Annotated in this window: 15 protein-coding genes and 1 pseudogene; 1 reads left to right on the top strand and 15 read right to left on the bottom strand. The window is 70.0% G+C overall.

Annotated features, from left to right (window positions below; genetic code table 11):
• Positions 1-112: 112 nt before the first annotated feature.
• Positions 113-1,060 carry a peptidoglycan DD-metalloendopeptidase family protein gene (locus ACP93_RS09825; RefSeq protein ID WP_048490511.1) on the bottom strand — a complete coding sequence of 316 codons (948 nt, stop codon included), beginning with the start codon at positions 1,058-1,060 and terminating at the stop codon, positions 113-115.
• A gap of 10 nt (positions 1,061-1,070) precedes the next feature.
• Between ACP93_RS09825 and ACP93_RS09830 the strand changes: the two genes are divergently transcribed.
• On the top strand, positions 1,071-1,547 hold the full coding sequence (locus tag ACP93_RS09830) for a DciA family protein (RefSeq protein WP_048490512.1): 477 nt from the start codon (positions 1,071-1,073) through the stop codon (positions 1,545-1,547).
• A gap of 145 nt (positions 1,548-1,692) precedes the next feature.
• On the opposite strand, the gene lpxC is transcribed toward ACP93_RS09830, so the two are convergent.
• From lpxC to rsmH, 14 genes and pseudogenes are all read right to left on the bottom strand, one after another.
• On the bottom strand, positions 1,693-2,607 hold the full coding sequence (gene lpxC / locus ACP93_RS09835; protein ID WP_010340119.1) for a UDP-3-O-acyl-N-acetylglucosamine deacetylase: 915 nt from the start codon (positions 2,605-2,607) through the stop codon (positions 1,693-1,695).
• 382 nt (positions 2,608-2,989) lie between these two features.
• Entirely contained in the window at positions 2,990-4,216 is a 1,227-nt protein-coding gene (gene ftsZ / locus ACP93_RS09840; protein ID WP_048490513.1) for a cell division protein FtsZ, read from the bottom strand.
• 286 nt (positions 4,217-4,502) lie between these two features.
• Positions 4,503-5,738: a cell division protein FtsA gene (gene ftsA, locus ACP93_RS09845; RefSeq protein ID WP_010340121.1), complete on the bottom strand. Its 1,236-nt coding sequence runs from the start codon at positions 5,736-5,738 to the stop codon at positions 4,503-4,505.
• 173 nt (positions 5,739-5,911) lie between these two features.
• A pseudogene (locus ACP93_RS09850) lies at positions 5,912-6,589 on the bottom strand (cell division protein FtsQ/DivIB); the annotation flags it as partial.
• Positions 6,590-6,716: 127 nt separating this feature from the next.
• The gene (locus ACP93_RS09855) at positions 6,717-7,658 is read right to left on the bottom strand and encodes a D-alanine--D-alanine ligase (RefSeq protein ID WP_048490515.1); all 942 of its coding nucleotides are present in this window, start codon (positions 7,656-7,658) and stop codon (positions 6,717-6,719) included.
• On the bottom strand, positions 7,655-9,091 hold the full coding sequence (gene murC, locus ACP93_RS09860; protein WP_048490516.1) for a UDP-N-acetylmuramate--L-alanine ligase: 1,437 nt from the start codon (positions 9,089-9,091) through the stop codon (positions 7,655-7,657). Before murC ends, ACP93_RS09855 begins: the two co-directional genes overlap by 4 nt.
• Entirely contained in the window at positions 9,088-10,347 is a 1,260-nt protein-coding gene (gene murG, locus ACP93_RS09865) for an undecaprenyldiphospho-muramoylpentapeptide beta-N-acetylglucosaminyltransferase (RefSeq protein WP_048490517.1), read from the bottom strand. Before murG ends, murC begins: the two co-directional genes overlap by 4 nt.
• The gene (ftsW, locus tag ACP93_RS09870; RefSeq protein ID WP_048490518.1) at positions 10,344-11,666 is read right to left on the bottom strand and encodes a putative lipid II flippase FtsW; all 1,323 of its coding nucleotides are present in this window, start codon (positions 11,664-11,666) and stop codon (positions 10,344-10,346) included. Before ftsW ends, murG begins: the two co-directional genes overlap by 4 nt.
• On the bottom strand, positions 11,666-12,751 hold the full coding sequence (mraY, locus tag ACP93_RS09875) for a phospho-N-acetylmuramoyl-pentapeptide-transferase (RefSeq protein WP_010344435.1): 1,086 nt from the start codon (positions 12,749-12,751) through the stop codon (positions 11,666-11,668). Before mraY ends, ftsW begins: the two co-directional genes overlap by 1 nt.
• Entirely contained in the window at positions 12,741-14,234 is a 1,494-nt protein-coding gene (gene murF / locus ACP93_RS09880; RefSeq protein ID WP_048490519.1) for a UDP-N-acetylmuramoyl-tripeptide--D-alanyl-D-alanine ligase, read from the bottom strand. The genes mraY and murF overlap by 11 nt, the downstream gene beginning before the upstream one ends.
• Positions 14,231-15,715 carry a UDP-N-acetylmuramoyl-L-alanyl-D-glutamate--2,6-diaminopimelate ligase gene (locus ACP93_RS09885; RefSeq protein ID WP_053069721.1) on the bottom strand — a complete coding sequence of 495 codons (1,485 nt, stop codon included), beginning with the start codon at positions 15,713-15,715 and terminating at the stop codon, positions 14,231-14,233. Before ACP93_RS09885 ends, murF begins: the two co-directional genes overlap by 4 nt.
• Positions 15,712-17,580 carry a peptidoglycan D,D-transpeptidase FtsI family protein gene (locus ACP93_RS09890; RefSeq protein ID WP_048490520.1) on the bottom strand — a complete coding sequence of 623 codons (1,869 nt, stop codon included), beginning with the start codon at positions 17,578-17,580 and terminating at the stop codon, positions 15,712-15,714. Before ACP93_RS09890 ends, ACP93_RS09885 begins: the two co-directional genes overlap by 4 nt.
• Positions 17,577-17,840: a cell division protein FtsL gene (ftsL, locus tag ACP93_RS09895; RefSeq protein WP_009576670.1), complete on the bottom strand. Its 264-nt coding sequence runs from the start codon at positions 17,838-17,840 to the stop codon at positions 17,577-17,579. Before ftsL ends, ACP93_RS09890 begins: the two co-directional genes overlap by 4 nt.
• Positions 17,837-18,886, bottom strand: a complete 1,050-nt coding sequence (gene rsmH / locus ACP93_RS09900) for a 16S rRNA (cytosine(1402)-N(4))-methyltransferase RsmH (protein ID WP_048490521.1) — start codon at positions 18,884-18,886, stop codon at positions 17,837-17,839. Before rsmH ends, ftsL begins: the two co-directional genes overlap by 4 nt.
• Between the last annotated feature and the right edge of the window lie 13 nt (positions 18,887-18,899).

Below are 18,899 nucleotides of genomic sequence, written 5' to 3' on the forward strand. Positions count from 1 at the left end.
TCGACGGACCGCAAACGAAACAGGGCGCAAGGCGCCCTGTCGATGGCAAAGCACATTGTAGCTTGGGGCGGGGCCTGGCGATTCAAGCGCCGGCACACCGCCCCTGCCGGGCTCAGCCGCGGCCGCGGCGGCCCACCGGAATGGCGCCATCGCCGAGGAACTTGGCCGGGTTCACCACCACCCCGTCCTTCCACACCTCGAAATGCACGTGGGCGCCGGTGGAACGCCCGGTGGAGCCGGCCTTGGCCACTTCCTGGCCGACCCGCACCAGGTCGCCGACCTTCACCGACAGCCGCGAATTGTGCGCGTAGCGGGTGACATAGCCATTGCCGTGGTCGACCTCGACCACGTTGCCGTAGCCGCCGCGCACGCCGGAGTAGCTGACCACGCCGTCGGCCACCGCCAGCACCGGGTCGCCGACGTTGGCGTGGAAGTCGATGCCCTTGTGGTTGCCGGTGCCGCGGCCGAACGGATCGGCGCGGCCGCCGAAGGCCGAGGTGATGTAGCTGTTGCGGATCGGCATCCGCGAGGGCACCGCGTTCTGGTCCAGCTGGTGGTCGAACAGCAGCGATTCCAGCACCGACAGCTGCTGGCCGGAGGTGGCGAACTGCTGCTGCAGCCCGTCCAGTTCCTTGCCGAGCTGCTGCGCGGGCATGTCGTGGCTGGGTTCGTCGTCGCCACCACCGACGCCGACCGGCTGGTCGAAATCGAACTCGCCGTCCTGCAGCTTGCCCATGCGGGTCAGGCGATCGCCGAGCGCGTTGAGCCGGGTCGCCTGCGCCTGCAGTTCGCCCAGCCGCGCCGCCAGGGCGTTGACCTGGGTCTGCGCGTCGCGGCGCACCTGCGCCAGCTCCTGGTCCTGCCGCTCGAGCTTGGCGCGCATCTGCGCCGAACCACCCCACCCGGCTGCAGCACTGACGCCGATGCCGAGTACCATGCCGAGGCCGAGCACGGAACCGAGCGCGGCGAGGGGGCGGCGGTCGGCGAAATCGCGCAATCGCCACGGCAACGTCTTGACCCCCTTTTCACTGGAACGGATTACGATCTTCTTGAACGTCATATGAGTTTTCATGTCTAAGCGAAAGTCCGGCGAAGGCCATACCGCCACGCCGCAGCCGGCGCTGGACGCCGCACTGGCGGACAAGGCGGGCGACCCGTTGCGACGCGCCCTGTGGCTCGACGCGCTGGACCGGCAGTTGCGCCCCCATCTGCCGCCGAACCTGGCCTCCCGTTGCCGGTTGGCCAATGTGAACGGCGAACAGCTCGTTTTTCTCGTTGAGTCTCCGGTCTGGCACGCCCGGGTCAGGCTGGCCGAGGCCGACATCCTTGCTGCGGCCCGTTCCCTCGGGCTGAAAGCCACCAAAGTGACCGTCAAGACTGCGACTGCACCCGCGCATTCCCCAATGCAGCAGGCAAGAAGCAAGCCAGCTCCGGTTTCTGCGGCCACGCACAAGGGATTGCGCGAGGCCCTGGCTTCCCTGCAGGACGTCGGCTCCGCGACGCCTGATGCGACCACGGGCTCCGACCGTGGCCGTCGACGTACGTAGACACGCACGCCGCGACCGACGCATCCTAGCGGGCGTCGGGCGTCAGGTCGTTACCGATTCGTTAAATCGGCGTTAAGGGGAGAAGAAGAACCGGCCGATTGCCAATTCCGTGATACCCACCCGGCCGTCACCGGGTTGAACGGGTTCAGGCGTAAGCGGCTGCCCCGTAGGCCACCGGCGCTTGCTGCGCGGCGGATTCGAAGCTGACCCATTCCCACGCCGCCTGTTCGGCAAGCAGGGCGCGGACCAGCTTGTTGTTCAGCGCATGGCCGGACTTGTAGCCCTCGTACGCACCGAGGATGGCACCGCCGGCCAGGTACAGGTCGCCGATCGCATCGAGGATCTTGTGGCGCACGAACTCGTCGGCGTAGCGCAGGCCGTCGTCGTTGAGCACGCGGAACTCGTCGAGCACGATGGCGTTGTCCATCGAACCGCCCAGGCCCAGATTGCGCTCGCGCATGTACTCCAGGTCGCGCATGAAGCCGAAGGTGCGCGCGCGGGAGATTTCCTTGATGTAGGCCATCGTCGAGAACTCGATTTCCTGGCGCGACTGCTTGGCCGGGATCATCGGGTGGTCGAACTGGATGGTGAAACCGAGCTTGTAGCCGCCGTCGTAGGGCACGAAGCGGGCGATCTTGTCGCCGTCGCGCACTTCCACTTCGCGCTTGATGCGGATGAAGCGCTTGGCCTTGTCCTGCTCGACGATGCCCGCCGACTGCAGCAGGAACACGAACGGACCGGCCGAGCCGTCCATGATCGGCAACTCGGCCGAGGACAGTTCGACGATGGCGTTGTCCACGCCGAGGCCGGCCATCGCCGACATCAGGTGCTCCACGGTCTGGATCTTGGCCTGGCCGCGGCTCAAGCCGGTGCACAGCGTGGTCTCGGTGACCAGTTCGGCATCGGCCGGCACGTCCACCGCCGGATCCAGGTCCACGCGTCGGAACACGATGCCGTGGTCGGCCGGTGCGGGGCGCAGGGTCATGTAGACCTTGTCGCCGCTGTGCAGGCCCACGCCGGTGGCGCGGATCGTGTTCTTGAGGGTGCGTTGCTGGGTCATGGCAGACAGTCTGGGAACGTCTGTTCGCACGGGAACTGAACAGACAACGAGAATATCACGCGTTTAGCCAAATTTTAACAAAGCGGTCACAGCATCCCATGCCTGCAACACTGGCCCGTGCCGGCGTCGCGGTCGCAAAAACCTGCCGGGTCGCGAGGACCCGGCAGCAAGGGACACGGCGCGCCGGCCAGGGAGGCGCTCCTGGACGGCGGTGTTGCGGGCCGGCGCGAACGCCGGCCGATGACGCATCGACCTCAGTCGGCCTGGCGGCGCAGGGCGGGCCGCTTGCTTGCGAAGCACTGCTTCGCGAGCGGCCCCGCGCCCGGCCATGGATGGCCGGGCAGGCCCATCCGCAAGCCAGACGGCTGCGCCAGGGACGGCATCAGTCGGCCTGACGGCGCAGGAACGCGGGAATATCCAGGTAGTCGCTCGGCAGGTCGGCCGCGGCCGGCGCCGGGGCAGACGCCGCGGTGCTCATCGACTCGCCGCTCGGACGACGCAGGCCCAGGCCCATCGCACCGCCGACCGCCTTGGACACGGCGTCGCCGCCGTGCTCGAAGTCGCCGAACTCCGGCTGGCCGGTGGTGGCGTTGCGCACCAGCTTGATCGGCGCGCGCTGCTCCGGACGCTGCGACTGGCGCGACACCGCGCGGTTCAGGCCGGTGGCGACCACGGTCACGCGCACTTCGTCCTGCATGTCCGGATCCAGCACGGTGCCGACCACCACGGTGGCGTCCTCGGAGGAGAAGCCCTCGATGGTGCGGCCGATCTCGTCGAACTCGGCCATGGTGAAGTCAGGGCCGGCGGTGATGTTGACCAGGATGCCGTTGGCGCCGGCCAGGTTGACGTCGTCCAGCAGCGGGTTCTGGATCGCCGCTTCGGCGGCGGCCTGCGCGCGGTCGTCGCCGCGGGCCGAGCCGGCGCCCATCATCGCCAGGCCCATTTCCGACATCACGGTGCGCACGTCGGCGAAGTCGACGTTGATCAGGCCCGGACGCACGATCAGGTCGGCGATGCCCTGCACCGCGCCCTGCAGCACGTCGTTGGCGGCGCGGAACGCCTGGATCATGGTGGCGTTGCGGCCGAGCACGGTGATCAGCTTTTCATTCGGGATGGTGATCAGCGAGTCGCAGTGCTGGCTCAGTTCCTCGATGCCCTTCAGCGCCACCTGCATGCGGCGACGGCCTTCGAACGGGAACGGCTTGGTGACCACGGCCACGGTCAGGATGCCCATTTCCTTGGCCAGCTGCGCCACCACCGGCGCGGCGCCGGTGCCGGTGCCGCCGCCCATGCCGGCGGTGATGAACACCATGTCCGCGCCCTGCAGCGCGTCCATGATGCGCTCGCGGTCTTCCAGCGCGGCCTGGCGGCCGACTTCCGGGTTCGCGCCCGCGCCCAGGCCCTTGGTGACGTTGGTGCCGAGCTGCAGCTGCAGCTTGGCGCCGCAGTTCTTGATCGCCTGCGAGTCGGTGTTGGCGGTGATGAACTCCACCCCGTCCACGCTGCTGCTGACCATGTGCGCGACCGCGTTGCCGCCGCCGCCGCCCACGCCAACGACCTTGATCACTGCATTGGGTGCCATCTTTTCAATCAGTTCGAAATGCGCCATGTCCGTTTCCTCTTTGAGCCGGGATTCGGGATTGGGGATTGGGGATTCGGAGAACTCCGATCCTTTTTTCCTGCCTCTCCGTCCGGCGAGTGTTGTTGTTTGGATGCCGGGATTCGGGATTCGGGAGTGGGGATTCGCAAGAGCGACTACCCAGTTCCGTGACCCTTTCCACGGCGGAATCACTGCAAAAAAACCTATCGCCTACCTACCTACCGCTCTCCACTCTCTCTACCTACCGCTGTTGCTCCCACCAATCCCGAATGCCGAATCCCCAATCCCGGCTCCATCAAAATTCGCCGCGATACCAGTTCTTCAATTTCTTGAACAAGCTGCCGGCGCGGCCGGTCGGCAGCGACGGGCGGCGCGGGTGTTCGATCTGGCTGCCCATCAGCAGCAGGCCCACGCCGGTGGCGTGGACCGGGTTGCCGACGACTTCGCCCAGGCCGGTGACGTGCTGGGGAATGCCCACGCGCACCGGCATCTGCACCATTTCCTCGGCCAGTTCGACCACGCCTTCCATCTTCGACGCGCCGCCGGTCAGCACCATGCCGGCGCGCACCAGTTCCTCGAAGCCGGAGCGACGCAGTTCCGCCTGCACCATCTCGAAGATTTCCTCGTAGCGGCCCTGCACCGCCTGCGCCAGCGAATGGCGCGGCATGCGCCGCGGCGGGCGGTCGCCGACGCTGGGCACCTGGATGCTTTCCTCGGCGGTGGCCAGCTGCGCCAGCGCGCAGGCGTAGCGCACCTTGATCTGCTCGGCTTCCGGGGTCGGCGTGCGCAGCATGTGCGCGATGTCGTTGGTGACGTGGTCGCCGGCGATCGGCAGCGACGCGGTGTGGCAGATCGCGCCCTGCACGAACACCGCCAGGTCGGTGGTGCCGGCGCCCATGTCCACCAGCACCACGCCCAGCTCGCGCTCGTCGGCGGTCAGCACCGCCACAGAGGACGCCAGCGAGGACAGGATCAGGTCGTCCACCTGCAGGCCGCAGCGCTGCACGCACTTGCTGATGTTGGCCGCGGCCGACTGCGCGCACACCACCAGGTGCGCATGCACCTCCAGGCGCACGCCGGTCATGCCGACCGGGTTGCGAATGCCTTCTTGCGAATCGTCCAGCACGTACTCGCGTGGGATCGCGTGGAGGATGCGCTGGTCGGCCGGGATCGCCACCGCCTTGGCCGCTTCCAGCACGCGGTCCAGATCGTTCCAGGTCACCTCGCCATCGCGGATCGGCACGATGCCCGGCGAGTTCTTGCACTGCACGTGGTTGCCCGAGATCGACGCGTACACCGAACGGATCTCGCAGCCGGCCATCAGCTCGGCTTCCTCGATCGCGCGCTGGATCGACTGCACGGTGGATTCGATGTCCACCACCACGCCGCGCTTGAGCCCGCGCGACTCGTGCGAACCGATGCCGATCACCTCGATCGGGTTGCCGGGCGAGTATTCGCCGACCAGCGCGACGACCTTGGAGGTGCCGATGTCCAGTCCAACGATGAGGGATTTGTCGCCTTTGCGGTTCATGTCTTGGAGCCGGGAATAGAGAATGGGGAATGGGGAATGGAGAAGAGCGAGCGCGTGCGCGGGGTCGGAGGGTCGGCCAGTGCCGCGTGGCGCGCGGGCTGGGCCGGCGCCGCGGGTTTCTTCTCCTTGCCCGGCTCCTTACTCGACTCTTTGCTCTCGGGTACCCATGCCACGGTGAATCCGTTGGTGTAGCGAAGATCGGCGCGCGCCAGCGGCGGCTGGCCCGGCTGCAGCAGTTGCGGCAGCACCCGGGCGAAGCGCTCCAGGCGGGCGCGCGCGTCGTCGCGGCCGACCACCACCTGCACGCCGTTGCCCAGCGCCAGCGACCAGCTGCCGCGCGCGTCCAGGGCCACGCCCTGCACCGGCAGGCCGACCGGGGCGAACAGCGCGCGCGAGATGTTGTACAGCGCGACCACGTCGGCGGCCTTGGCGTCCGGACCGGCCAGGTGCGGCAGTGCCACGTCGCGCAGTTCGTTGGGCAGGGCGAAGATGCGGCCCTGCTCGGACAGCATGCGATCCGCGCCCCAGCGCGCGAACGGACGGTGTTCGACGACGCGCACTTCCAGCACGTCCGGCCAGCGCTTGCGCACCCGCGCGCTCTCCACCCACGGCAGGCGCTCGATCGCGTTCTGCGCATCCTGCAGGCGCACCGCGAAGAAACCGCGGCGCGCGTACGGCAGCACCACCTGGCGCAACTGCTCGGCGGAGACCCGCTTGAAGTCGCCGCTGACCTGCAGCCGGCTCAGCGGCCAGCGCTCGGCCCCGACCCAACCGTTGAGCACGGCCACGATCGGCAGCGCGACCAGGGCCAGCGCCAGCAGCCAGGCGAGGATGCGCAGGGAGGCGTTCATCGGCGCGCTCCGCGCGCGGGATTGGGGATTGGGCATTCGGGATTGGCGCAATGCGCACAGCAGATCGCGCCGGCAGCGCGCAGCGCCGCTCCTGCGAATCCCCAATCCCGAATCCCCAATCCCGGCTTCACAGCGTCTGCTCCAGGATGCGCCAGCACAGGCCGGCGAAGTCCACGCCGAGCTGCGCCGCGGCCTTGGGCACCAGCGAATGGCTGGTCATGCCCGGGGCGGTGTTGACCTCGATCAGTTGCAGGCCGCGCACGCGGTCGCGCATCACGTCGACGCGGCCCCAGCCGCTGCAACCGGCGGCGGCGAAGGCCTGCAGCGCGAGCTGGCGGATCCGGGTCTCGTCCTCGCCCTCCATGCCCGGGCACAGGTACTGGGTGTCCTCGGCGATGTACTTGGCGTGGTAGTCGTACCAGTCGCCGGCGGGCACGATGCGGATCGACGGCAGCGCGATGTCGCCAAGGATGCCGACGGTGTATTCCTCGCCCTGCACCATCTGCTCCATCAGCAGTTCGCCGCGGTAGTCGGCGGCGAAGGCGCGCACCGGCGCCAGGTCGGCCTCGGCCAGCACGCGGAACACGCCGACGCTGGAGCCTTCGCAGGCCGGCTTGACGAACAGCGGGTAGCCCAGCGCGGCGGCGGCCGCAGCCAGGTCGGCCTGGGCGTCGATGCGGGCGAAGCCGGGAGTCGGCAGGCCGGCGGCGATCCACACCTGCTTGGTGCGGATCTTGTCCAGGGTCAACGCGCTGCCGAGCACGTCGGGGCCGGTGAACGGCACCTGCAGCGCGCGCAGCAGGCCCTGCAGCACGCCGTTCTCGCCGTCGCCGCCGTGCAGGATGTTGAACACACGATCGACCTCGCCGGCGCGGATGCGCTCGAGCAAGGCGGGAATGCCGTCCACCGGCTGCGCGTCGACGCCGCGGCTGCGCAGCGCCTCGAGCACGTTGGCGCCGGAGTTCAGCGACACCTCGCGCTCACTGGACGTGCCGCCGAGCAGCACGGCGACGCGACCGAACGCGGCCGGGTCGGTGATGCGCGGCGGCGGCAGGGTCTGCGCGCTCATGCGTCCGCTCCGCCGGCGAAGCCATGCTGGGCGATGTGCTGGGCGACGTAGCCGATGTCGCCCGCGCCCATCATCAGCAGCAGGTCGCCGTCCTGCAGCACGTCGGGCAGCACACTGTCGAGTTCGCCGACTTGGCCGACCACCACCGGCTCACTGCGGCCGCGCGCGCGGATCGCACGCGCCAGCGAGCGCGCGTCGGCGCCCGGGATCGGCGCCTCGCCGGCCGGGTAGACCTCGCTGAGCACCAGCGCGTCCACTTCCGACAGCACCGCGGCAAAGGCGTCGAACTGGTCGCGGGTGCGGCTGTAGCGATGCGGCTGGAACGCGACCACCAGGCGCTTGTCCGGCCAGCCGCCACGGGCGGCGGCGAACACCGCGGCCAGCTCGCGCGGATGGTGGCCGTAGTCGTCGACCAGGCGCACGCGTGCGCCGGCGGCGGTGGTCACTTCGCCCAGGTCGTTGAAGCGGCGGCCGATGCCGGCGAAGCTCTGCAGCGCGCTGGCGATCGCCTCCGGGGCCACGCCGAGCTGCCAGCCGATGGCGGCGGCGGCGAGCGCGTTGAGCACGTTGTGGCGGCCCGGCAGCGCCAGGGTCACCGGAATGCTGCTGCCTTCCGGCAGGCGCAGGGTGAAGCGCATGCGCGGGCCGTCCTGGACCACGTCCTCGGCGCGCACGTCGGCATTCTCGCTGAGGCCATAGCTCATCACGTGGCGCGGCGTCTTCGCCGCCAGCGCAGCCACTTCCGGATCGTCGATGCACAGCACCGCCAGGCCGTAGAACGGCAGGCGCTGCAGGAACTCGGCGAACGCCGCCTGGACGCGGGCGAAGTCGTTGCCGTAGTTCTCCAGGTGATCGGCATCGATGTTGGTGATGACCGAGATCAGCGGATTCAGGCGCAGGAAGCTGCCGTCGCTCTCGTCGGCCTCGGCCACCAGCCACTGGCCGCCGCCGAGCTTGGCGTTGGCGCCGGCGGCGAGCAGCTGCCCGCCGATCACGAAGGTCGGGTCCAGCCCGCCTTCGCTGAGCACCGCCGCGGCCAGGCTGGTGGTGGTGGTCTTGCCGTGGGTGCCGGCCACCGCGATGCCGCGGCGGAAGCGCATCAGCTCGGCCAGCATCGCCGCGCGCGGCATGATCGGAATGCGCTGGCTGCGCGCTTCCATCAGTTCCGGATTGTCCTCGCGGATCGCGCTGGACACCACCACGCAATCGGTGCCGAGCACGTTGGCGGCCGAGTGCCCGCGCATCACCCGCGCACCGAGCTTGACCAGGCGCTGGGTGGCGGCGTTGTCGGCGTTGTCCGAGCCGGAGACCTCGTAGCCCAGGGTCAGCATGACCTCGGCGATGCCGCTCATGCCGGTGCCGCCGATGCCGACGAAGTGCACGCGCGGGAACGCGCGCACCAGATCGCCGGTGTCGTGGAGACGGCGGATCACAGGGCACCTCCTGCGGAGGTGCCGGGATTCGGCATTAGGGATTCGGGATTCGCGGCGTCGCCGACGGCCTGTTGCCGCGGCGCATCGCCCTGTACGGATGTCTGCATGGTGTCCTGCTTGTGCTCCTGCTTTTTACCAATCCCCAATCCCGAATCCCGACTCCCGGCCTCTTCGAGCACGATGTCCGCAATGCGTTCGGCCGCATCCGGCTTGGCCAGCTGGCGTGCGGCCTCGGCCATGGCCAGGCGCTGGGCGGGCTGCGCCAGCAGGTCGCGCAGGACGCGCTGCAGGTGGTCGGCCAGGGCGTCGTCCTGCTTCAGCAGCACGGCGGCGCCGCGCTCGACCAGGTATTCGGCGTTGCGGGTCTGGTGGTCGTCGACGGCGGCGGCGAACGGCACCAGCACGCTGCCGATGCCAACCGCGCACAGCTCGGCCAGGGTCGAGGCGCCGGCGCGGCACACCACCAGGTCGGCCCAGGCGTAGGCGCCGGCCATGTCGCCGATGAAGGCTTCGACGCTGGCGGCGACGCCGGCGTCGGCATAGGCGCGCGCGGCTTCCTCGCGCAGCGCTTCGCCGCACTGGTGGCGCACCTCGACGGCCACGCCGAGCGCGGCCAACGCCTGCGGCAATGCCTGGTTGAGCACGCGTGCGCCCTGGCTGCCGCCCAGCACCAGCAGCCGCGGCGCGCCGTGGCGCGCGGCCAGGCGCTGCGCCGGCGGCGCCAGCGCAGCGATCTCGGCGCGCACCGGGTTGCCCACCGCTTCCTCGCGCGTGGCGAAGCTGCCGGGGAAGCCGGTCAGCACGCGCCGCGCGACCCGCGCCAGCACCTTGTTGGTCAGGCCCGGCGCACGGTTCTGTTCGTGCACCAGCAGCGGCAGCTTGAGCAGGCGCGCGGCCAGGCCGCCGGGACCGGCCGCGAAGCCGCCGAAGCTGATCACCGCGCGCGGCGCACGCCGGCGCAGCACGAAGCCGGCGGCGCGCACGGCGCGCATCACCCGCACCGGCGCGCCGAACAGAGCCAGCGCGCCCTTGCCGCGCAATCCGCCGATCTCGATGGTGTCCAGCTCGATGCCGTGTTCCGGCACCAGCCGCGTTTCCATGCGCCCGGCCGCGCCCAGCCACACCACCGGCACGCCGCGCGCGCGCAGCACCTTGGCCACGGCCAGCGCGGGGAAGATATGGCCGCCGGTGCCGCCGGCGAGGATCATCACCGGCGCGGTGGCGGCAGCAGCGGAGACGGACGCCGACGCGCTCATCCGAGCCTCCCGAAGGTGGGCTCGACGCGTGGCTGCATGCGGCTGGTGCCGCGCCCCGGCGCGCCGCCCTGGATCGCCGCGGCGACCGCGCTGGCGCTGGCCTCGCGCGCGGCGTGCAGGTCCTCGGCGTTGTCCACAGTCTGCTTGACCGGCATCGCCGCGTCGCTGCGCACCAGCGCCACCTGGCGCTCGGCGCGGTTGAGTTCGTAGGACACGCGCAGCAGCAGGCCCATCGCCACGCAGGTCATCAGCACGCTGGAACCACCGGCGGAGATCAGCGGCAGGGTCAGGCCCTTGGTCGGCAGGATGCCCAAGTTCACGCCGACCGAGACGAAGCTCTGCAGGCTGATCCACAGGCCGATGCCGAAGGCGATGTAGCCGGAGAAGTGGCGTTTCATCTCCACGCAGCGCATGCCCAGCCAGAACGCGCGGCCGACCAGCAGCGCGTACAGCGAGATGATCAGGCACACGCCGACGAAGCCCAATTCCTCGGCAATGACCGAGAAGATGAAGTCGGTATGCGCTTCCGGCAGGTAGTTGAGCTTCTGCACCGAGCCGCCCAGGCCGACCCCGAACAGTTCGCCGCGGCCCACCGCCATCAACGCATTGGACAGCTGGTAGCCGGAGCCGAGCTGGTCGGCCCACGGATCGAGGAAGGAGGTGATGCGGCGCAGGCGGTATGGTTCGAGGATCGCGATGAAGGCGAACACCGGCAGGCCGATCACGATCGGCATCGACATGCGCGGCAGGTTCACCCCGCCCAGCACCAGCATGCCGGCGGTGATCGCCAGCAACAGCGTGGACGAGCCGAAGTCCGGCTGCAGCAGCAGCAGGCCGACCAGCGCCACCGCCACGCCCAGCGGCTTGAGCATCGCCGGCCAGGTCGCGTTGACCTCGTCGCGGAAGCGCACCAGGTAGCTGGACAGCCACACGATGTACAACACCTTCACCGCTTCCACGGTCTGGAAGCGCGAGATGCCCAGGTTGATCCAGCGCCGCGCGCCGTTGACGGTGCTGCCCAGGCCGGGCACGAACACCACCAGCAGCAGGCCGAAGCAGGCCAGCAGCAGCAACTGGTTGTACTGCTCGATGTTCTTCAGCTCGGTGCGCATCGCCCAGATCGCCAGGCCGACACCGCCGGCCAGGAACAGCAGATGGCGGCTCAGGTAGTAGAACGGGCTGGTGGTCAGCTCGATCGAGCTGGAGCCGACCATGACCACGCCCAGCGACGCCAGCGCCACCGCGGCGCCGAGCAGCCACGGGTCGTAGCGGCCACCGATGGCCTCCAGGCGGGTCGCTTGGCGGGCGGCGTCGTTCATCAGCGCACCTTCAACGTGGCCAGGCCGACCAGCACCAGCACCACCGAAATGATCCAGAAACGCACGATCACCCGCGGCTCCGGCCAGCCCTTCAGTTCGAAGTGGTGGTGGATCGGCGCCATGCGGAACACGCGCTTGCCGGTGAGCTTGAACGAGGCGACCTGGATCATCACCGACAGGGTCTCGATAACGAACACGCCGCCCATGATCACCAGCACCAGCTCCTGGCGCACAATCACCGCGATGGTGCCCAGCACCGCGCCCAGCGCAAGCGCGCCGATGTCGCCCATGAACACCATCGCCGGGTAGGTGTTGAACCACAGAAAGCCCAGGCCTGCGCCGGCGATCGCCGCGCAGATGATGATCAGCTCGCCGGCGCCGGGAATGGTCGGGATCTTCAGGTAGGCCGAGAACACCGCGTTGCCCGAGGCGTAGGCGAACACGCCCAGCGCGCAGGCCACCAGCACCGTCGGCATGATTGCCAGGCCGTCCAGGCCGTCGGTCAGGTTGACCGCGTTGGAGAAGCCGACGATCCAGAAGTAGGCGATGGCGACGAAGCTGATCCCGGCCAGCGGCAGCGCGATCGACTTGAACATCGGGATGTAGAAGGTGATCGCCGCCGGCACGTCGGCGGTGTAGTACAGGAACAGGCCCGCGGCCAGGCCGAAGATCGACTGCAGCAGGTACTTCCAGCGCGACTTCAGGCCGTTCGGGTCGCGGCGCACGATCTTGATCCAGTCGTCGTACCAGCCGATCACGCCGAACGCCAGCATCACCGCCAGCACCAGCCACACGTAGCGGTTGCGCAGATCGCCCCACAGCAGCACCGACAGCAGCACGGTCAGCAGGATCAGCGAGCCGCCCATGGTCGGGGTGCCGGCCTTGGAGAAGTGGGTCTGCGGGCCGTCCTGGCGGATCGGCTGGCCGCCCTTGAACTGCGCCAGCTTGCGGATCACCGCCGGGCCCAGCCACAGCGACAGGAACAGCGAGGTCAGCGCCGCGAGGATGCCGCGGAAGGTCAGATAGCCGAACAGCCCGAACATGCTTTCGAGCTGCTGCAGCCAGCGTGCGAGTTCAAGCAGCATGCGGCGCCTCCTGTGCCTGGTTCAGCAGCGCGCGCACGACGGTGTCCATGGCGCTGCCGCGCGAGCCCTTGACGAGGAGCGTGGCCGGGGCCGGCTGGAGCGCGCCAACGGACGGCGCGCCGGTGTTCTGATGCATCTGCTTCGATTCCTGCTCTTGATTCTGCGTGTCCCGCGTCGCGGCCACGGCCGCCAGATCGCGCTGCAACGCCTCGATCAGCGCCGCATGGCTGTCGAACACCCGGCCGTTCTCGCCGAACGCCTGCGCGGCGTGGGCGCTGAGCGGGCCGAGCGCGTACAGCCGGGTCAGCCCGGCATCGCGCGCGCGGCGCCCGCCGCTGGCGTGCAGCGCCTCGGCGCCGGCGCCGAGTTCGCGCATGTCGCCCAGCACCAGCCAGCGCTCGCCGCCGGCCGCGGCCAGGGCATCGATCGCCGCGGCCAGGGAGCCGGGATTCGCGTTGTAGCTGTCGTCGATCAGCACCGCGCCGTTGGGCAGCGTGTGGGTGATCTGCCGGCCCGGCACCGGCTGCACCTGCGCCAGGCCGGCGGCGATGCGCGCCGGCGCCACGTCCAGCGCCAGCGCCAGCGCGGCGGCGGCCAGGGCGTTGAGCAGGTTGTGCCGGCCCGGCAGCGGCAGCGTCGCCTCGACGTCGCCGCGCGGGGTGGTCAGCACGAACTGGGTGCGGTCGGCGGCCATGCGCACCTGCGCGGCACCGACCTCGGCGCCCGGCTGCAGGCCGAAGCGCAGCACCTGCGGCCGCGCCTCGGCCGTCGCCAGGCGCTGCTCGAACCACAGGCCGAAGGCGTCGTCGGCATTGATCACCGCGGTGCCGTCGGCCGGCAGCGCGGTGTAGATCGCGCCCTTGGTCTGCGCCACGCCGAGCAGGCTGCCCATGCGCTCCAGGTGCGCGGCGGCGATGTTGTTGACCAGCGACACCTGCGGCGGCGCGATGTCGGTGAGATAGGCGATGTCGCCCGGCTTGCCGGCGCCCATCTCGTAGATCGCGTAGTCGGCGTCGTCCGGCGCCTCGATCACCGCCAGCGGCAGGCCGATCTCGTTGTTGCGGTTGCCGGGGTTGGCGTAGACGCTGCCGCCATCGAGGCGGCAGGCATGCTGCAGGATCGCCAGCAGCAGCGCCTTGACGCTGGTCTTGCCGTTGCTGCCGGTGATCGCGGCCACGCGGGTGGCACGGCCACGCTGCATGCCGGCGGCGATCCGCGCCAGCGCCAGCTGGGTGTCGGCGGCGACGATCTGCGGCAGTTCGATCTGCGGCTGCACGCGCTCCACCAGCAGCGCGCTGGCGCCGCGCGCGGCGGCGTCGGCGACGAAGGCGTGGCCGTCGAAACGCTCGCCGCGCAGCGCCACGTACAGGCTGCCGGCGGCCAGGCTGCGGGTGTCGTGGCTGATCGCATCGATCGCCACGTCGTCGCCATGCAGCTCGGCGCCGGCCCAGTGCGCGATCATCGACAACGGCAGGCGCTTCATCGGGCCACCTCCGCCGCATGCGTGCGCAAGGCCTGCGCGGCGACCTCGGTGTCGTCGAACGCATGCCGCACGCCGGCGATCTCCTGGTAGGGCTCGTGGCCCTTGCCGGCGATCAGCACGATGTCCTCGGCGCCGGCGTCGGCCACTGCCATGGCGATCGCCTGCGCGCGGTCGCGCTGCACATGCACCGCCTGCATGCCGTCGAAGCCGGCCAGGATGTCGGCAACGATGCGGTCGCCGTCCTCGCCGCGCGGGTTGTCGTCGGTGACCACCACGCGCTCGGCCAGGCGCTGCGCGATCGCCGCCATCTGCGGGCGCTTGCCGGTATCACGTTCGCCGCCGCAGCCGAACACGCAGGTGATGCGGCCCTGCGCGTGCGCGCGCAGGCTCTGCAGCGCCTGCTCCAGCGCGTCGGGGGTGTGTGCGTAGTCGACCACCACCAGCGGCTGCGCGCCGTTGCCGCCGAGCCGGTTCATGCGCCCGCGGATCGGCTGCAGTTGCGCCAGGGTGGCGGCGATGCGCACCGGCGCCACGTCCAACGCGTGCAGCGCGCCGGCCACGGCCAGCAGATTGTCGACGTTGAAACGGCCCAGCAATGGCGACTGCAGCGGATGCCGCTCCTCGCCGATCGCCAGGGTGAAGCCGATGCCGCGCGCGTCCAGGCGCAGCGCCTCGGCACGCACCTCGGCGCCGTCCTGGCCGCGCGAGCTGACCGCGATGCGGCGCAGCGCCGGATCCAGCGTGCCCAGCAGTTCGCGGCCGAAGGCGTCGTCCAGGTTGATCACCGCCGACTTCAGCCCGGGCGTGGCGAACAGGCGCGCCTTGGCCGCGCCGTAGCCGGCCATGTCGCCGTGGTAGTCGAGATGGTCGCGGGTGAGATTGGTGAACACCGCCACGTCGAAATGCACAGCGTCCACGCGGCCTTGGTCGAGCGCGTGCGAGCTGACTTCCATCGCCACCGCCTGCGCGCCGGCGTCGCGCAGCTGCGCCAGCAGCGCGTGCAGCGGCAGCACCAGCGGCGTGGTGAAGCCGGTCGGCTGCACCTGCCCGTACAGGCCGGCGCCGAGCGTGCCAATGCTGCCGCTGCGCGTGCCCAGCAGATGCCAGGCCTGCGCCAGCAGTTGCACCGTGGAAGTCTTGCCGTTGGTGCCGGTGACGCCGACCATGGTCATGGTCTGCGACGGATGGCCGTGGAACTGGTCGGCCATCGCGCCCATGCGCGCGCGCAGGCCCGGCACCGCGATCGCATCGGCCGGTGCCGGCAGCTCGGCCGGGGCCGGCGGGTCGTACAGCACCGCGACCGCGCCGTTGGCGCGCGCCTGTTCGACGAAGCCCAGTCCGTGCGCGCCGAACCCGGCGATCGCCACGAAGGCATCGCCCGGGCGCACCGCGCGGCTGTCCATGACCAGCCCGGACACCTGCACGTCGTGCGCCAGCGCCACGCCCGGCAGCAGTTGCGACAGCGACATCGCGCGGGTCACTGGCGGGTCTCCTGCAGCGGTGCCGGCAACGCGGCCGGCGCCGGCGGCGCCACGGCGCGCGCGCTGGGCAGCGCGGCATCGACTTCGGCGGCGGCGTCGGGCACGGTCGCCGGATCCGGCTCCACCGGCGCCGGCGGCAGCGCATGGCCGCTCTTGCCGGCGGCCTGCGCGGCCAGCCACGACTGGATGTCGTCCGGCGGCACGTCCATCAGCCGCAGCGCGCCTTCCATCACGTTGTGGAACACCGGCGCCGAGACCAGGCCGCCGTAGTACTTGGCGCCTTGCGGGTCGTTGATCACGATGACCGTGGCGAAGCGCGGGTTGCTCGCCGGCACCAGGCCCGCGAACAGCGCGTTGTAGTGGCCGCGCTCGTAGCCGCCGGGGCCGGCCTTGCGCGCGGTACCGGTCTTGCCGGCGACGTGGTAGCCCAGGATCGCCGCGCCCTTGGCGCCGCCCTGGGTGACCACCGTCTCCATCATCGCCACCACTTCCTTGGAGATCGCCGGGTCCAGCACCTGCTTGCTGTCCTCGTGCTGGCCCTTGACGAAGGTCGGGGTCACCAGGCGCCCGCCGTTGCCCAGCGCGCAGTAGGCGCGGGCGATCTGCAGCGGCGTCACCGACAGGCCGTAGCCGTAGGACATGGTGGTCTTGGACGAACCGCTCCAGCGCGCCGGCGACGGGAACACGCCGGCCGATTCGCCAGGGAAGCCGCTGTGCGGGGAGCTGCCGTAGCCGTAGCTGTGGACCTGGTCGTAGAAGGTCTGGTCCGGCAGCTTGGCCGCGATCTTCGCCGCGCCGATGTTGGAGCTGCGGGTGATCACCCCGGTCACGGTCAGCACGCCGTTGTTGCGCGGCACGTCCTTGATGGTGAAACGGCCCACGGACATGAAGCCGGGGTTGGTGTCGATCAGCGTGTCCTTGGTCACCACCCCGGCCTTGAGCGCGGTGGAGATGGTCAGCGGCTTCATCGTCGAACCCGGCTCGACCAGGTCGGTGACCGCGCGGTTGCGGCGCACGTCCGGGTTGACCCCGTTGACCGCATTGGGGTTGTAGGTCGGCAGGTTGACCATGGCCAGGATCTCGCCGGTGGCCACGTCCATGATCACGATCGAGCCGCCGGCGGCCTTGTTCTCGACCAGCGCATTGCGCAGTTCCTTGTAGGCCAGGAACTGGATGCGGCGGTCGATGCTCAGGGTCAGGTCCTTGCCCGGCTGCGCCGGCTTGACCAGGTCGATGCTCTCGACGATCGCGCCCTTGCGGTCGCGGATCACCCGCTTGGCGCCCGGCTTGCCGCGCAGCCAGGCATCGAACGCCAGTTCCAGCCCTTCCTGGCCGCGGTCGTCGATGTTGGTGAAGCCCAGCACGTGCGCCATCGCTTCGCCCTGCGGGTAGAAGCGGCGGAATTCGCGCTGCGAGAACACGCCGGGGATGCCCAGCGCGACCACCGCATGAGCCTTGTCCGGATTGATCCGGCGCTTGAGGTACATGAACTCCTTGTCCGCCTTCTGCGACAGCTTGGCGGTGAGTTCGTCGACCGGCAGTTCCAGCGCCTGCGCCAGCTGCGGGATGCGGTCCGGGCTGCGCAGCAGTTCCTGCGGATTGACCCAGATCGACTCCACCGGCGTGGACACCGCCAGCGGCTCGCCGTTGCGGTCGGTGATCATGCCGCGCGAGGTGGCGATCGGCAGTTCGCGCAGATAGCGCGCCTCGCCCTGGCGCTGGTAGAAATCGCTGTTGATCAGCTGCACGTAGGCCGCGCGGCCGATCAGAGTCACCGAGCACAGGCCCAGCGCCGCGCCGACCAGCACCAGGCGGCCGCGCAGGTTGAAGTTGCTGCGGGGGCGATTACGGCCGCTCTTGTTCACGGACGCACCACCACGATGTCACCGGTCTCGGGGAACTTCATCCCCAGCCGCTCGCGCGCGACCTGGTCGACGCGATTGCTCTCGGCCCAGGTCGCCTGCTCCAGCTGCAGCCGGCCGAACTCGATGTTCAGCTCGTCGCGATTGTGCTCTAGCCGCGACAGCTCTACGAACAACTGGCGATGGCGATGGCGCATGTACACCACCCCGATCGCCGAGGCGATGGTGCAGGCGAGCAGCACGATCAGCAGAAGCCGGCTCACTGGGCGTCTCCTTGCGGAGACGCCGGGATTCGAGATTCGGGATTCGGGATTGGAGAGGAGCGCTCGGCGAATCCCGAATCCCCACTCCCCACTCCCAGCTTCTCAGCCACCCGCAGCACCGCGCTGCGCGCGCGCGGGTTCACCGCCAGTTCGTCGGCGTCGGCCTTGATCGCGCCGCCGTGCAGGCGCAGGGTCGGCACGAAGGGGCTGGCCTCGGGCAGGCGGCGGTTGCTCGGCGGGGCCTTGGCATGGCGCTGCATGAACTGCTTGACGATGCGGTCTTCCAGCGAGTGGAAGCTGATCACCGCCAGGCGGCCGCCGGGCTTGAGCCGGGCCAGTGCCGCGTCCAGGCCGGTCTCCAGATCGGCCAGTTCGCGGTTGATGTGGATGCGGATCGCCTGGAAGCTGCGCGTGGCCGGGTGGGTCTTGCTGTCGCCGCGCGGCATCACCCCGGCGATCAGGTCGGCCAGTTCGGCGGTGCGGGTCAGCGGCTGCTTCTCGCGGCGGGCGACGATGCCGCGGGCGATGCGCCGGCTCTGCCGCTCTTCGCCGTAGGTCCACAGCACGTCGGCGATCTCGCGCTCGTCGGCGCGCGCCAGCCACTGCGCCGCGCTCTCGCCGGCCTCCGGGTCCATGCGCATGTCCAGCGGGCCGTCCTTGCCGAAGGAGAAGCCGCGTTCGGCCACGTCCAGCTGCGGCGAGGACACACCCAGGTCGAACAGCACCCCGTCCAGGGCAACGGCAGCGTCCCACTGGCCCAGTTCGGCGAAGCTGCCGCGATGGATGGACACGCGCGCGTCGCCGCCGAACGCATGTTCGGCTTCGGCGATCGCCTCGGGGTCCTTGTCCATCACCAGCAGCCGGCCTCCTGGGCCGAGTTTGTGCAGCACCCCGCGCGCGTGTCCGCCACGCCCGAACGTGCCATCCAGATAGATTCCGTTTTCGATCACCTGCAGCCCGTCCAGGACCTGCGCGAACAACACCGGCACATGCGCCGCCGATGGTTGCGACACCGGGAGGTGACCGGCCTGCGCCTGTCCGCGCATCCGGACACCCCGA

The sequence above is a fragment of the Xanthomonas sp. NCPPB 1128 genome (assembly GCF_001043115.1).
Taxonomy (GTDB): domain Bacteria; phylum Pseudomonadota; class Gammaproteobacteria; order Xanthomonadales; family Xanthomonadaceae; genus Xanthomonas_A.

Bases quoted from the DNA above. Each gene is read 5' to 3' on its own strand.
- ACP93_RS09830 (WP_048490512.1), top strand. From the start codon at position 1,071: ATGTCTAAGCGAAAGTCCGGCGAAGGCCATACCGCCACGCCGCAGCCG.
- ftsA (WP_010340121.1), bottom strand. From the start codon at position 5,738: ATGAACCGCAAAGGCGACAAATCCCTCATCGTTGGACTGGACATCGGC.
- murF (WP_048490519.1), bottom strand. From the start codon at position 14,234: ATGAAGCGCCTGCCGTTGTCGATGATCGCGCACTGGGCCGGCGCCGAG.
- ftsZ (WP_048490513.1), bottom strand. From the start codon at position 4,216: ATGGCGCATTTCGAACTGATTGAAAAGATGGCACCCAATGCAGTGATC.
- lpxC (WP_010340119.1), bottom strand. From the start codon at position 2,607: ATGACCCAGCAACGCACCCTCAAGAACACGATCCGCGCCACCGGCGTG.
- murG (WP_048490517.1), bottom strand. From the start codon at position 10,347: ATGAGCGCGTCGGCGTCCGTCTCCGCTGCTGCCGCCACCGCGCCGGTG.
- ACP93_RS09855 (WP_048490515.1), bottom strand. From the start codon at position 7,658: ATGAGCGCGCAGACCCTGCCGCCGCCGCGCATCACCGACCCGGCCGCG.
- mraY (WP_010344435.1), bottom strand. From the start codon at position 12,751: ATGCTGCTTGAACTCGCACGCTGGCTGCAGCAGCTCGAAAGCATGTTC.
- ACP93_RS09825 (WP_048490511.1), bottom strand. From the start codon at position 1,060: ATGACGTTCAAGAAGATCGTAATCCGTTCCAGTGAAAAGGGGGTCAAG.
- ftsW (WP_048490518.1), bottom strand. From the start codon at position 11,666: ATGAACGACGCCGCCCGCCAAGCGACCCGCCTGGAGGCCATCGGTGGC.
- rsmH (WP_048490521.1), bottom strand. From the start codon at position 18,886: ATGCGCGGACAGGCGCAGGCCGGTCACCTCCCGGTGTCGCAACCATCG.